Source organism: Streptomyces sp. NPDC004838, assembly GCF_053600955.1.
This window is the reverse complement of record NZ_JBSGAW010000039.1, coordinates 18,481-31,584: the sequence shown is the minus strand read 5'-3', so window position 1 is coordinate 31,584 and position 13,104 is coordinate 18,481. Positions and strand designations below refer to the sequence as shown.

Here is a 13,104-nt window from a genome sequence, read left to right as displayed (position 1 = left end):
TGCTCCCCGGTCCCCTTCGCCCCCGCCTTTCCTCGCTTCCCATCGGGGCCGCCGTCCCCGAAAATCCGGAGGTCAGCCGTGCAGGACACCCCTTCTCCCAGCCGCGCCCCCATCGTCGTACTCGTCGGCGCGGTCGTCGGCTTCACGCTGATGGAAAGCCTGATGGCACCCGCTCTGCCCCTCATCCAGCGCGGGGTGGGCGCCTCCCTGGCGTCGATCGCCTGGATCTTCACCGGGGTCCTTCTCGTGGGCGCCGTCAGCGTCCCCGTCGTCGCCCGGCTCGCCGACATCCGCGACAAGAGACCCCTGTTCATCGGGGTCGTGACCATCGCCGCCGTGGGCGTCCTCGTCGCCGCCCTCGCAGAATCGGTTCTTCAGCTCACTGTCGGTCACGCCCTCCAGGGCGTCGGGCTCGGCCTGATCCCCCTGAGCGTGGCGATCATCCGGGACACCCAGCCCGAGAGCCGCGTCCGCAGTGCCAACGGGCTCATCATCGGATCCTCCGCGCTGGCGACGGTGGCGGGACTGCTCATCGCCGGTCCCCTGCTCGAACGGCTCCACTACAGCTGGCTGTACTGGCTCACCCTCGCCCTGCTGGCCCCGATCGCCCTCTGCTCCTGGTGGGTCCTGCCATCCTGCCCGCCGGTGAACCGGGACGGCCGCCTCGACGTCCCCGGGGCCGTCCTGCTGGCCGGTTCGCTGACGGCACTGCTCATCGGCGTGACCAAAGCGGCGTCCTGGGGCTGGACCTCACCCGCGTTCCTCGGTCTGGAGGCGCTCGCCGTTCTGGGACTGATCGCGTTCTGTGTCGTCGAGTCGCGCACCGAGCACCCCCTGGTCCGGCTGCGGCTGGGCGGCCGTCCGGTCGCCGTCGTCTGTCTGGTGTCGTTCGTCATCGGGTACGTCGTCTCGGCCATCAACATCGCCATGCCCACCATCGTCGACGCACCGGGCATCACCGGATACGGCCTGGAGGGGGATGCCACCACCGCCGGGCTGCTGCTCCTTCCCCTGGGCATCGCGGGCCTTCTCGCCGCACCCCTGACCGGCTGGCTGGAACGGCTGCTGGGGGCCCGGGGCGTGATGGCACTGGCCGGTATCGCCATCGCCGGTTCGTGCGTGGCCCTGTTCTTCGCCCGTCAGGGGGCCGCCGCGCTGGCGGTGTCCTCGGGGCTGATGGGCATCGGCATCGGCTGGGGCCTGACCCAGGCGATGAACACCGTGGCCACGGAGATCCCCGTGGAGCGGGTCGCGAGCGTCACCGGGCTCGCCTTCGTCCTCAAGAGCGTCGGCGGCACGCTCGGCGGACAGATCAGCGCGAGTGTGCTCGCCGGGAAGCCCATGGCGGAGCTGCCGCTGCCGTCCTGGTCCGGGTTCACCACGGTGTTCTGGATCGCGACGGCGGTGGGAGTGATCGCGGTGGGCCTGAGCGCGTTGCTGCCGCCGGCCGCGCGCCCGGCCACCGTCCCGGCGAAGGTCGCCGACTCCGTGGCCTGATCTCGGCGCACGCCCCGGCCCGGGGGGCGGCGGTGCCCTTGCGGGTACCGCCGCCCCCGGGCTCTTGCGTACCTCGGGCACAGGGGTCGGCTTCGCGGGCCCCTGCTCCCCGAGCGCGTCGTACGGCCCGGCGCCCCGAGCGCACCCACGTGGTCCGGGGCGGAGCCCCCGGCGCACTACCCAGCCGTGATCGGCTACACCACGACAAGGGACGCCATCCCTCCGCCTCATCCTGGTTCAGGGCGACGCGGTCCCCGCCCCCGGCGCGGCGCAGCACCGCGGACAGCAGCTCGTGGTCGGCGGCGCCGCGCGGGCCCTCGAAGGGCGAGTGCAGCACGGGCGACAGCGCCTGTCGCGCGCACCCGGCGACGTCGGCCGCGTCTATACCCGTATGAGTAGGCTGGGCTGGTGTCTGAACTCCTGGCGTTGCACGACTACTTCGTCCGCTGTGTGGAGAGGTCCGACAAAGTCGGCTTCTCGCTCCGGGACGGCAGGGAGTTCCTCGGCTGGGTGGTCGAGGCGGAGGAGGGCCGGATCCTTGTCTCCTGGGCGCCGGGCCCCTTTGACGACCCGGTCGACGACGGTGACGGGGAAAGTGGCGACGAGTGGGTGACGTTCACATCGATCCGCCCAGGCACGATCGGCCACTATGACTGGACGGTCCGCCGCTGGGTGGGCATGCCCGGCTGAACCGCCCGGCCCGGCAGGGGGTTGCGGAGTGTCAGGAACAGCGGGTCCTCCAGCTCCAGCAGACCGTCGAGGGCGTCGGGCACGACGGGCAGCAGCAGGGTGCGGGTGGAAGGCATCGGTCCCTCTCGGGTCAGCGGACGGTGACGGCAGTCTGCGGTGCCCCTAACCCAGTCCCGTTCGATCTCGGCGCCGCTCGCGTCGAAGTCACCGAACCGAAGGAGGGTGGCGCGGCCCTGCCGGGCGGTGCGGCGGCGGACGACGTCGGCGTAGGACTGGGAGGCGAAGCCGCGGACCACAAGGACCGGGAGGCCGTACTCGGCGAGCCAGGTGGTGAACATCTGCCGGAGGGTGTCCTTCTCCGCCGCGACGTACAGGGGCCGCTGGCCCTGGGTGCGCTCGAGGCCGAACCAGCCGACGACCTCCCCAAGGAAGGCGGTCGCGTCCGGCCAGGCGGGCGGGACGTGAACCTCGCACAGGGTGTCGATCAGGTCCGGGAAGTTCCCCTCGCGGCGCGCCTTCGCGAGGTGGGAGGACAGGTGCCGGTACATCGACGGCGTGTGCGGCAGCACCCCCTCGGACACCAGCCGGTACATCACCTGCCGCAGCGTGACACCGCCGTCGTAGCCCTCCACGATCTCCCGGGCCCGCGCCACGACAGCAGGCCACCGGATCCGTACACGCGACATAGGAGTACATGTACCCAATCCGCAGCCGGGGGCGGGGCGGAGGACCGTGTCGTACCTCCGTGGTACTCATGTCCCATGAGCCAGTTCCGCGATTTCAACCTCAAGCTGCTCGTCATCGAGGAGCTCATGTACGGCTCCGAGCCGCTTCTCCCGGTCTACGACCTGCCCGCGCGGCTGGCCGAGCGGGGGATCGGCGACCCCGCGTCCTACGTCCTGGAGAACGGCCTCCACGCGGAGGTGCTGCCGGAGTCCCGCGCTAATTTCGAGTCCCTGGAGATCCCGGCCGAACTGCTCGCCCGCGTCGAGGAGCTGTGCTTCGACGCCGGGGCGGACGTCTTCCGGCACTGTGCCCCCGCCTGGGACGGCGAGGACGACCTGTTCGACGTCCGCTCGCTCGACGACCTCGCCTTGCTGCCCAGCCTGCGGGAGGTCACCTTTGTGGAGGACGGCGTCCTGACGGTGCCGGACGCGGCGGAGGTCTTCGCCGCGCGCGGCATCGACACCGACTGAGCCCATCGGGGAGGGCGGGGGCCAAAACTACCCGGCGGAGACATTCCGCCGTATCAGGGCACGGTGATGACGATCTTGCCGCGCGCGTGTCCGGTGGCGCCGACCAGCCCAGCCGGATATGCGGCGTTCAACACCTGACGGACCGCGCCGGGCGGTGCCCGCCGGCACACCCGGCAGAGGCAGGGGCTGGCCGCCGTCTCAGTCGCGGTACTTGCTCAGGTCGAGGTTCCTGGACGCCTCGACATCCTCCTTCATCCGGGACGTGCCGCCCTGACAGCAACAGCCGGGCCCGCCGTCGCGTGCGTACCCGAGGCGTCGTCCGGCCTGGCCGTCCCGGCACTTGCGGAAGCTCTTCCCTTTCTTTCCCGCGATGACATACGCGAAGGACAGCATGGAGTAGGCCCATCCGAACCCCTCACCTGCCGGCGCGGTCATTCTCGGAGTGATCAGATACACGGGAACACTGTGTTCCTTGGCGAAGGCGATGAGCCGCTCACGCGCATGGGGGTCGCGTGGCGTGGTTGTGCGATGCCCGAGGGACTCGGCGGCGGCCTTCAAACCGTGTGTGATCAGATGTTCGAAGAAGCTCATGGTTTCCCCCCAATGCGGCTGCCTTCCCCCGGAAATCTAGCAGCCAATATCGGGATTTGGGACGGCTCTTCTCGATGCATGGAGCAGCTACCGCCAGGGCATCGCAGCCTTCGGCAACTTGCCCTGCTGGCACGTTGTACTCCAGATCGGCAAGTACACCCGCCCCGAGGAACTCGGCACCATCCCGCCCAGCCTCGACGTACGCTCCTGGGTCCCGCAGCGGGCGATCCTGGAACAGGCCGATGCCTCCGTCACCCACGCCGGCATGGGCGGCTGCGGCGAAGGGCTCCTCGTCGGCGTTCCCATGATCGCCGTGCCGCAGGGAGCCGAGCGGTTCATGAACGCAGGACCGGCTGGTGGAACGCGGCGTCGCCCGCCGTGTGGACACCGCTGACGCCAGCGCCTCGACCCCTCGCGCGGCGCTGAACGCCCTGGTCACGGATCAGGAACGCGTCGACCGGCCCAAGCAGTTGCAGGCCGCCGCCCGGCCCCGATGGCGGCGCCCCGCGCGCTCAGGATCGTGGCGAGGACGGCGCCGACCGGGGGCTGTTTCGGGGTAGGGGAGGCGGTTGTTCGTCGGTGTGGTCACAAGTCCGGGAAGCGGGGGGCGTGGTGGGGGCGGGGTGGTGGATGGTCGGGGGGTGACGGGACTCGGGGGGCGCCGCCAGCGGCGCAATTGGCGGCTGGTCGGTGTCTTGTGTGTGCTGGTGGCGGTGGCTTCTGCCGTGTATGTGGTGCGGCAGCTCGGTCACGGCGGTCTTCAGGCGTCCGACACCGCGGGGCTGCTGGCGGTGGCGCTGGCGGTGGTGGCGGGTCTGGTGGCGGTGGTGGCGCTGCGGAAGCAGGCGCAGGCCGATACCGCGGCGTTCGCGGACGCATCGCTCGCCCGGGGGTGGGCGGGAACGCTGGCCCGGCAGGTGGAGGCCGGGGAGGGCGCGGTGCGGCGGCAGCTCCTCGGCGACGACACCAAGCGCATCAACCTCACCTACCGCCTCGTACCACCGGGCGCGGGCCGGGCGGCTGCGGCGCCGGGCGCGGGGCGGCTGTTCACCAACGGGCCGGGAGGGCCGGCCGTGCCCGACATCGCCGCCTACTACCGCGAGACGAAGCCGGAGCGTCTGGTGATCACCGGGGCGGCGGGCGCGGGGAAGACCGTCCTGGCGCTGGAACTCCTGCTCGCGCTGATCGACGGCAGGAGTGAGGGTGATCCGGTGCCGGTGCGGATCCCGCTGTCACGCTGGGACACCGAACGCCAGTCCTTACCGGATCTGCTGGTGGAGAGGCTGGTGGAAGCCTACGACTGGCCGCCGGCCATGGCGGGCGGGCTGGTCCGTCACCACCTGGTCCTGCCGGTACTGGACGGACTCGACGAGATGGACGCGGTGGGCCCCGGCGGGGCACCGGACCCGGCAGCGCCGCGGGCTGCGGCGGTCGTGCGGGCGCTGAACGCGTATCAGCAGGGCAGGGAGGCGGGGCCGCTGGTCCTGACCTGCCGCACCGGGCACTACGACACCCTCACGGGCGGCGGGGTGCCGGGCGCCACCGTGCTGGACGCCGCCCGGATCGGGATCGAACCCGTCGACGCCGCCGACGCCCGCGGCTACCTCACCGGGCGGGCGCTCGACGAAGCCCGATGGCAACCACTCACCGACCACCTCGCCACCGAACCAGGCGGGATGCTCGCGACCGTACTGTCCACCCCGTGGAAGCTCGGCCTCACAGCCACCGTCTACCACCACGACGGCGACCCCGCCGAACTCCTCGCACTCCCCGACCCGGACGCAGTAGACCGGCATCTCCTCGCCCGCTGCATCCCCGCCGCCGTCCGCCATACGCCCAACCCCCGCAGATACACGGCACAGCAGGTCCACCGGTGGCTCCATCGTCTGTCGGTCCACCTCGACCCGGCCGGCACGACAAGCGGCACCCGGGCCCCAGCGGGCGGGCAGGGTCCGGCAGAGGCCACCGATCTCGTCTGGCACGAACTGTGGCCCCTCGCCGGACGGTTACGGGTCCGCACCACCGACGCCGTCCTCACGGGCCTCGCCATCCTCACCACCCTGCCCCTTGCCTGGGCCCCCAGGAAGCCGGTCACGACAGTTGTGGTTGTCTTCCTCAGCGCCCTCCTCGGCAGTCTTGTGGGAGGGACGGTCACACCTGAATCGCCCCGCCGGCTCGACACACGGCGGCTGCGCACTTCCCAGGGGCTCAGGGACCTCGCGGGCGGGGCCAGGCTCGGGGCCAAGGTGGGAGCCGGGGCTGGAGTCGCCGTAGGGGCCGCGGGCGGGCTCGTGGCTACGGTCGAGGGCGGCACCGTGAGGGAAGCGGCGCTCGGAACGGTGGTCGGCGCGGTGATCGGAGTGGTGATCGGACTCGTGTACGGGGTCACCGACGAGGCGACGAGGCGACGAGCGAGCTGACACACGTGTTGATGGCGGAGGAGTCGGCGTTCTGGGAGTGGACGGCCGTTGAGGTCCTGGGCCCCGCGGAATCCGGGTCGAAGAACTCGTAGCTGAGCCACCTCAGCATCCGGCCATACAAGCGTCCGAACGGCCAGGTCATCGCCCTGCTGGTCGTCGCTCCGTCCAAGAGCGAGCGCGAGCGGGTGATCCCGATGTCCGCCGAGTTATTCCACGCGATCGCCCAGATCATCCGGTGCCAGACCCGCGGCGGCCAGGCGATCCCGCTGCTCAGTAGCGCCCGCCTCGTAACGTTCGCGGCGAGCTTCGTGCCGACAAGTCCTTGGCAGATTTACGCCACTCCGGGACAATGAGGGACTTACCGCGTCGCACTGCCAGGGGGAGGGAGGGGACGCGAGCCGATCGGCGTTAATGCGTTCCCGTGCGCGTATGAGCGAGACACTCAGGTTCCAGGTGGTCCGGGGTGCTGAGCGCCGACGTCCCGGCGGGGGCGAGCGACTGGTCCTGTTCGACGAGCCCGTCGATCCTGCACAACTGTTCGCCCGGGAGGGCACGGAGGCGCCCAGCCCGCGGGAGTATCCGGGGCAGGCGCTCATCGAGGCCGCGAACGCCTGGCAGGCCGACGCCTCGTACTTCGCGGATCCGGATCGGGCCCGTACCCCGCACGAACCGTGGCAGCCCGACACTCCGCGTCCCTTCGCGGTGGTGATCGACCTGTGGCGGCAGCTGGACCGCTGGCTCGTGGGTGCCGGGCAGGCTCCCGAGGTCGACGCGCTGGTCTCGATGACGGGTCGGCTCGCGCAGAGCGTGGTGAGAATCGACCCCGACCCCTGTGACGACAACGAGCGCCTGGTCCTCGCGTTGGTGGCCGACGACCGCTGGCGTGCGGCGTGGAACTGCGTGCGGCGCAGCTTCTGCGCGACGCTCGCTGCGGACGCGTCCGACGGTGAGGCAGCCTCCCGCAGGGCGGGCAAGCTGCAACGGCTGTTGCTGGTCGCCGGATTGATCGCCGCGCTCGCCGACCGGCAACTGCGGCCGGCCTCGGCGGACGAGGTCCGGGCGTTGCTGCACCACCGTTTCGTGGTGGTGCCGAGCCCGCCATTCCCCATCGTCGACGTGGAGCCGGTGACGCCACGGCGGCGGGCCCGGCTGGCGCAGCGCGCGGGCTTCGGTGACCTGTGGGTGGTTCGGGACGAGTGGTCCTGCTATCAGCCCGGGGAGATCGCCCACATCGAGAACGTCCTCGAGGGAGAACACCGCAAACGTACGCACAAGCGGGTCGACGAGACCGAGACTACGGAGACGACCGAGACCGAGACCAGGAAGGTCAACGAACTCGATACGCAGACCACGGACCGTTTCCAGCTCAGCGAGGAGGCCGCACGCGGCAGTTCGCTGGCGGTCCGTGTGGACGGCCAGGTGGACACCAGTGGCCAGTACGGGGCTACACAGTTGCAGACCCATGTGGCCGGAAGCCTTGACTGGTCGGTCCAGGAGGCCACCCGGCACGCGACCGAGACCGCGCACGAGAGCGTCGAGCGAGCGGTGCGCCGTACGGAGGAACGCGTACGGACGGAGCGTACGACCCGGTCGCTCACCCGGATCGTGGAGACCAATCTCCACGAGATCGACAACAGCGATCGTCCCGAGGGACATGTCGTCGGGGTGTATCGCTGGGTCGACAAGATCCAGCGGATGCAGCTGTTTCGCTATCCGAATCGGTATCTGCTGGAGTTCCAGATACCGGAGCCGGCGGCGCTGGTGAGATGGATCGGCGATCAGCAGGAAGTGCCCAAGCCGAGCACACCAGAGCCGCCGCCGTTTACGACGGACCGCAAGCCGTTAACGGCCGATGAGAGCAACCTGTTCACCATGTCCTCGTTCGGGCCCGACAACTACGGCCGGTTCGCCGCCCGGTGGCAGGCTGTTGTCGATCCACCTCCCGAGGCGACCGTGTGGGTCACCGGGTCCGCGGCTATCGCGCTGGAGGAACCGGAGGGCAACAGCACGTCCGTGCCCACGCTCGGGGTGCCCCCGTCGTCCAGCACCACGATCACCCTGGTCGTCCCTGACGGGTACGTTGCCGACTCGGTCACCGTGGCGGCAGCAGGCCCTCCCGTGCACGCCGACTGGCAGGACCATCCCGAGGGATGGAACGTGCTGCAGAACGACGGCTGGACCTTCCGGGACGGTTACCACAGCATTCGCGCCGAGGTCACGGTCGGCGGCGCCAGCATCGCCCTGGACAACGGCTTCGCGAATAACGCCACGGTGATGCCGGTCGGCGACGTACCGCTGCCGCAGTACCTGGACGCCTGGCTCTCCACCTCGTCCACGAGCGCGCTGACCAGCCGCCCGGAGCGCGAGGTGGCCGTCGGCGTCACCTTCGCGGGCGCGTACAAGGGGACGGTGTCGGTGGCCCTCGCGTGCGTCCCGAAGCAGGTGACCACGGACAGCTGGCGGCTGGACACCTATCGGACCCTGCTGAACGCCCACCGTGAATGGCAGGCGCGCTACGACAACGAGGCCCGGGCGATCCAGGCCCGCTCCGGCATCGAGATCCCCGGCTTCTCCCCCGCCCGGGGCCGCGAGGTGATCCGTGAGGAGCTGAAGCGCCAGGTCATCGAGATGCTGTACGGGTACCGCTTTGCCGGCAAGAGCGCGGTCGTACGGCCGGAAGGCGGTGGTCCCCCCGTCACAGAGGCGGACGCCGCGCTCGACACGGCTCCCGAGATCCAGTTTCTCGAGCAGATCTTCGAGTGGGACAAGATGACCTACGTCCTCTATCCCTACTACTGGGCGGACAGCGGTCAGTGGTCCGCACTCCAGCCGATCGAGGGCGCCGATCCGGAGTTCACCCGGTTCCTCAGATCGGGCTCCGCCCGGGTGGTGGTCGCGGCCAGGCCCGGTTACGCCAACGCGGTCAACCACTGGCTCTGGTTCGGACGCCCCTGGGGAGGCGGCCAGGCCCCCGCTCCTGAGCAGGACGGATACGTCTCCATCGCGGACGAGATCAGGGCACTCAACCAGGCGCCCGACGACGGGGAACCATACGACTCCTGGGAGGTACGGACGCCGACCACCCTCATCTGGCTCGACCCGGACTCGTCACTGCCCAAGTACAACCCTCGCCCGCAGCTGGATCCGCCCGCCGATCCGCAGGACCGGTTGTGCCGCGCGGAGGACGCCGGCCATGGTGGGTGACGCCGCGTCGGATCCCCAGGCCAGCAAGGTTCCCGTGGCGAAGCGCACGTTGTCGCAGGCCGAACGCGGCCATCTCGTGGCGGAGATACGCCTGGCCTTCCAACAGCAACGCGCCATGTGGGAAGTCGTACGGACCGGAGTGGAGTTGGGTGCCGAGGAGGTGCAGGACCAGCGGCTGCGAGCCGCCGAGACGCCCCCCGAAGCAAATCCGGCGCTCGACCTGTTCGTCTTCTTCCTGATGTGGTCGCTGGAGGGGCCGCTGGTGGCGGGCCTGCTGGGCGCGGTACGCAACGTGATGGCCAACGCGCTGGCGCGGCAGATGCGTCTGCAGTCGCGGGCGTACCACCATGTCGTAGCCGGAGACGCCGCGAAGAATCTTCCCGGGCTGGTTGAGGCCCGCCGCATCGCCGCATCGCGGACCGGTCGGGCCGAGCGGCGCTCCGAGGCGGCGCGCGGCGGAGGTTTCAGCCGTGAACAGCGGGCCCGCGTCGCCAAGAAGTATGCGGAAGCCGCACAGCGCGAACTCAGGGATCTGGAGCGGCAGGTCCGGGTACGGCGCGGCGGCCTTCGCAACACCGCGCTCGCGCTCAGTGGCATGCGCGTGGAAAACCTGCCCGACTACATCGTGGCACTGCCCAACGTGGCCCTAGGGCAGTGGGACCCCGGAAAAACGGCGGGCGTCACCACACAGCCGACTTCGCTCGCCGGGCTCTCCCCCGGTGTGACGGTCCGCGCACAGGTGGAGAAGCAAGCCCGCGAAATGATCCAAGAGTCCTACTTCCAACAGGAACACATCGAACTGCTCTGCCTCGACCCGACTTTAACCATCGGCCAGGCCGCCGAGATCTTCGAGGACATCGGCCCCGTGACGCCTGTCGACTTAGGCCGACTAAGTGACTACTTCCAGCTCGTCGCGGCCGCGTTGATCTGGTCCATGCTGCTGGGCACACTTCAACTGCGCGTGCGCAGGGTGGCCGAGCAGGACGCCTCCCGACGAATCGCCACGCGTTTCGCCAAAGAGCCCGACCAACCGTACGGGCGGTTGTTCACCGCGCCCGAGCAACATCGAGACTATCTGGTCGCCCGTTTCGGCGCGGCCGCAGAGGCATGGGCCCGCGACACTCCGCAGAGCGTGCTCATGCCTGGCCCCTATCCGCGCCGCCCCGGCTCCGCCCCACCCCAGGAGGTCGAGGCGTACATCGCGGCAGGGCACGACGCGGGACCCCAGACCCTGTCGGACCGCATCAGCGATGTGATGGGCCTCCGGGTGAGCGGTGCCGAGGTCCGGCTCGACCTCGTACTCCAGTGGCTCGGCTGGCTAGCGGAACAGTCCCCGGACTCGCTCCTGCGGCCACCCGGCCGATGACACCCGTGGACGTCTTTGCCGTCACTTAGCTTGATCATTAACCTCGCTGCTGTTTCAGGCGGACGTGTTCGGTGAGGGTTTCGATTCGTTTCACGGTCTTCCCAGGCTCGTGACGTGGGGCTGGCCTGCGGCTCTTCGAGCCGGGTTCGCGTCCGGGGCCGGGTTTGGAGGGTCTGGGCACGTCGGCGGGACGGGCGGTCTTCACGCAGAGGTGGCGGAAACCCCGCCGGACCCGGGCAGGGGTGAGCCGACGAGGTTACGTCGGCCGCTCCCAGGGCCGACGAAGGTCCTCGGCGAGGGGCCGGGCAAGGCGGAGTTGGGTGTGGGTGGCGGTGATCAGCCACGTCCACAGGTCGGCCGTGTGCGGATCGCGGACCTTGGGGACGGTCCGGCTCGGGACCTGGGTGTAGGAGCGCACCTCGAACGGTCTGGCCTCGGGGTCCCGGCCGGGATCGCGGCCGCGGTCTCGGTGGGGCTCGCAGGCGGGATATCGGTCGCGATCACGGTCGGGGTTCCGGCCGGGCTCGCGGGTGCGATCGCGGGCGGGGTGGTGCACGAGCCGAACGCGAACCGCGGAGCGCGTGCCGCCATGAGGACCGACGCCCGGCCGGACGCCGGGCGGACCGATCGTGATGGTCAGGACGAGACGACGAGATCGAGGGTGGATTCGATGGAATGGAGTTGAGCTGCGCGATGATGTGCTTGACCCACTTGTCGCCCGGGTGAGCGGCGGCGTGCGGTGCGACCGTGCCGGTGAGGAACCGGCGCCAGCCGGGAGGCACACCGCAACGGCACCACCCCACCCGACTGGATCGCTGCCACCAACCTCATCACCCACGGCATCGACCCCGCCCAATCCGACGCCGTCGTCACCCCCCACGCCACCGACGCCCACGGCATCGACCTCATCACCCGCACCCCCGACGGCCGCGCCACCGCCTTCCAGATCAAGAGCCACCGGCAACGGCCCGGTCGTGCCACAGGCCGCTGGCCTCGGCGAGGGTTTCGAGGGTGTACCGGCGCGGGCCCTGGAACGCGCGTCACGGAGCGGGGAGTTGGCCGAAGACCAGCGGTGGGCCGACCTCGCGGCGTCCCTCGGACCCGGGGAAGTCGCCGCGCGCGCCGCCCGGTTGAGGGACGCGCTGGGCTAGGAACTCTCCGCCTGACACCGCGCGGTGCCGACTCGTGGGCCGAGTCGGAAATTGACGATCCGTCATTCCTGAAAAAAGGGTGCCCGCGATAACTGTGGCTCACCTCACGGGGGTTAACCTGGCGGCTGGATATCGCCCGTACGGGTGGCACAGGGACGGAGAGTCGCGGTGGCGGAGGAAATCGACACGAGCAAGCCCAGTATCGCGCGGGTGTACGACGCGGTCCTCGGCGGCAAGGACAACTACGAGGTCGACCGCGTGGTTGCCGAAGGGGTCAAGCAGACGGTGCCGCACATCGGGGACGTGGGGTGGTTCAACCGGGCCGTGCTCGGCCGGGCGGTCAGCCACCTGGCGTCCGAGGTGGGGATCAAGCAGTTCATCGACCTCGGTGCCGGGCTCCCCACGCTGGAGAACACCCACCAAGTGGCCCAGCGCGTCAACCCCGACGCCCGTGTCGTCTACGTCGACAACGATCCGATCGTCCTCGCCCACGGGCACGCCCGCTTGGGGGAGAACGCGAACACCGGCGTCTCCAGCGCGGACCTGCGCGACCCGCGGACCGTGCTCCGGGAACCCGCCGTCAAGCGGCTGATCAACTTCGACGAGCCTGTCGGCGTGCTGCTCGTCGGCGTCCTCCACCACTTGCACGACGACGAGGACCCCAAGGGCATCGTCGACGCGTACATGTCCCACGTGCCCTCGGGCAGCCACCTCGTGATCACGGCGTTCTGCGACAGCGGACCGGAGGCCCGGGCCGTCGAGCAGACGATGCTGCACCTCCTCGGTACGGGGCGCTTCCGCACCACCGAGGAGATCACCGCGTACTTCGACGGGTACGAGCTGTTGGACCCCGGTGTGGTGTCCCTGCCGTTGTGGCGTCCGACGGAGCCGGTCGAGGAGCCGTTGAACGTCGCGCAGCGACTGATGGCCGGGGGGGTGGCGCGCAAGCGCTGAGCGTTTTCAGAGTGGCCACCGACGGGGTGACGGTG

Annotated in this window: 9 protein-coding genes and 3 pseudogenes; 8 read left to right on the top strand and 4 right to left on the bottom strand. The window is 70.1% G+C overall.

The features are described 5' to 3' along the window. Nucleotides 1-78: 78 nt before the first annotated feature. Together ACWEFL_RS32560 and ACWEFL_RS32555 are read left to right on the top strand one after the other, a co-directional pair. Nucleotides 79-1,497 (top strand): MFS transporter, encoded by a 1,419-nt coding sequence (locus ACWEFL_RS32560; protein WP_451719726.1) that lies wholly within the window; start codon nucleotides 79-81, stop codon nucleotides 1,495-1,497. Between the two features lie 408 nt (nucleotides 1,498-1,905). Then, on the top strand, nucleotides 1,906-2,187 hold the full coding sequence (locus tag ACWEFL_RS32555) for a hypothetical protein (protein WP_451719723.1): 282 nt from the start codon (nucleotides 1,906-1,908) through the stop codon (nucleotides 2,185-2,187). On the opposite strand, the gene ACWEFL_RS32550 is transcribed toward ACWEFL_RS32555, so the two are convergent. Beyond that, entirely contained in the window at nucleotides 2,145-2,873 is a 729-nt protein-coding gene (locus ACWEFL_RS32550; protein ID WP_451719721.1) for a hypothetical protein, read from the bottom strand. The genes ACWEFL_RS32555 and ACWEFL_RS32550 overlap by 43 nt on opposite strands. A 75-nt stretch (nucleotides 2,874-2,948) precedes the next feature. On the opposite strand from ACWEFL_RS32550, the gene ACWEFL_RS32545 reads away from it, so the two are divergent. Then, nucleotides 2,949-3,383, top strand: a complete 435-nt coding sequence (locus ACWEFL_RS32545; RefSeq protein WP_451719718.1) for a DUF6892 domain-containing protein — start codon at nucleotides 2,949-2,951, stop codon at nucleotides 3,381-3,383. Nucleotides 3,384-3,581: 198 nt separating this feature from the next. On the opposite strand, the gene ACWEFL_RS32540 is transcribed toward ACWEFL_RS32545, so the two are convergent. After that, nucleotides 3,582-3,974: a hypothetical protein gene (locus ACWEFL_RS32540; RefSeq protein ID WP_451719716.1), complete on the bottom strand. Its 393-nt coding sequence runs from the start codon at nucleotides 3,972-3,974 to the stop codon at nucleotides 3,582-3,584. A gap of 85 nt (nucleotides 3,975-4,059) precedes the next feature. Between ACWEFL_RS32540 and ACWEFL_RS32535 the strand changes: the two are divergent. The 4 genes and pseudogenes from ACWEFL_RS32535 to ACWEFL_RS32520 form a co-directional block, all read left to right on the top strand. Continuing rightward, nucleotides 4,060-4,619 (top strand): annotated as a pseudogene (locus ACWEFL_RS32535) (nucleotide disphospho-sugar-binding domain-containing protein); the annotation flags it as partial. Between the two features lie 68 nt (nucleotides 4,620-4,687). After that, on the top strand, nucleotides 4,688-6,394 hold the full coding sequence (locus ACWEFL_RS32530) for an NACHT domain-containing protein (RefSeq protein WP_451719714.1): 1,707 nt from the start codon (nucleotides 4,688-4,690) through the stop codon (nucleotides 6,392-6,394). Between the two features lie 429 nt (nucleotides 6,395-6,823). Then, nucleotides 6,824-9,598 carry a hypothetical protein gene (locus tag ACWEFL_RS32525; RefSeq protein ID WP_451719712.1) on the top strand — a complete coding sequence of 925 codons (2,775 nt, stop codon included), beginning with the start codon at nucleotides 6,824-6,826 and terminating at the stop codon, nucleotides 9,596-9,598. Continuing rightward, nucleotides 9,588-10,964, top strand: coding sequence for a hypothetical protein (locus ACWEFL_RS32520; RefSeq protein ID WP_451719709.1), 1,377 nt, complete (start codon nucleotides 9,588-9,590; stop codon nucleotides 10,962-10,964). The genes ACWEFL_RS32525 and ACWEFL_RS32520 overlap by 11 nt, the downstream gene beginning before the upstream one ends. Nucleotides 10,965-11,001: 37 nt before the next feature. On the opposite strand, the pseudogene ACWEFL_RS32515 reads toward ACWEFL_RS32520, so the two are convergent. Together ACWEFL_RS32515 and ACWEFL_RS32510 are read right to left on the bottom strand one after the other, a co-directional pair. After that, nucleotides 11,002-11,379, bottom strand: a pseudogene (locus ACWEFL_RS32515) (NF041680 family putative transposase); the annotation flags it as partial. Nucleotides 11,380-11,608: 229 nt separating this feature from the next. Further along, a pseudogene (locus ACWEFL_RS32510) lies at nucleotides 11,609-11,734 on the bottom strand (RacP protein); the annotation flags it as partial. Nucleotides 11,735-12,283: 549 nt separating this feature from the next. On the opposite strand from ACWEFL_RS32510, the gene ACWEFL_RS32505 reads away from it, so the two are divergent. Beyond that, complete coding sequence (locus ACWEFL_RS32505) at nucleotides 12,284-13,069, top strand: SAM-dependent methyltransferase (protein ID WP_451719707.1); 786 nt, start codon at nucleotides 12,284-12,286, stop codon at nucleotides 13,067-13,069. Nucleotides 13,070-13,104: the final 35 nt, after the last annotated feature.

Excerpts from the sequence above, each read along its gene's own strand:
- ACWEFL_RS32520 (WP_451719709.1), top strand. The coding sequence starts at position 9,588 with ATGGTGGGTGACGCCGCGTCGGATCCCCAGGCCAGCAAGGTTCCCGTG.
- ACWEFL_RS32525 (WP_451719712.1), top strand. The coding sequence starts at position 6,824 with ATGAGCGAGACACTCAGGTTCCAGGTGGTCCGGGGTGCTGAGCGCCGA.
- ACWEFL_RS32545 (WP_451719718.1), top strand. The coding sequence starts at position 2,949 with ATGAGCCAGTTCCGCGATTTCAACCTCAAGCTGCTCGTCATCGAGGAG.
- ACWEFL_RS32550 (WP_451719721.1), bottom strand. The coding sequence starts at position 2,873 with ATGTCGCGTGTACGGATCCGGTGGCCTGCTGTCGTGGCGCGGGCCCGG.
- ACWEFL_RS32540 (WP_451719716.1), bottom strand. The coding sequence starts at position 3,974 with ATGAGCTTCTTCGAACATCTGATCACACACGGTTTGAAGGCCGCCGCC.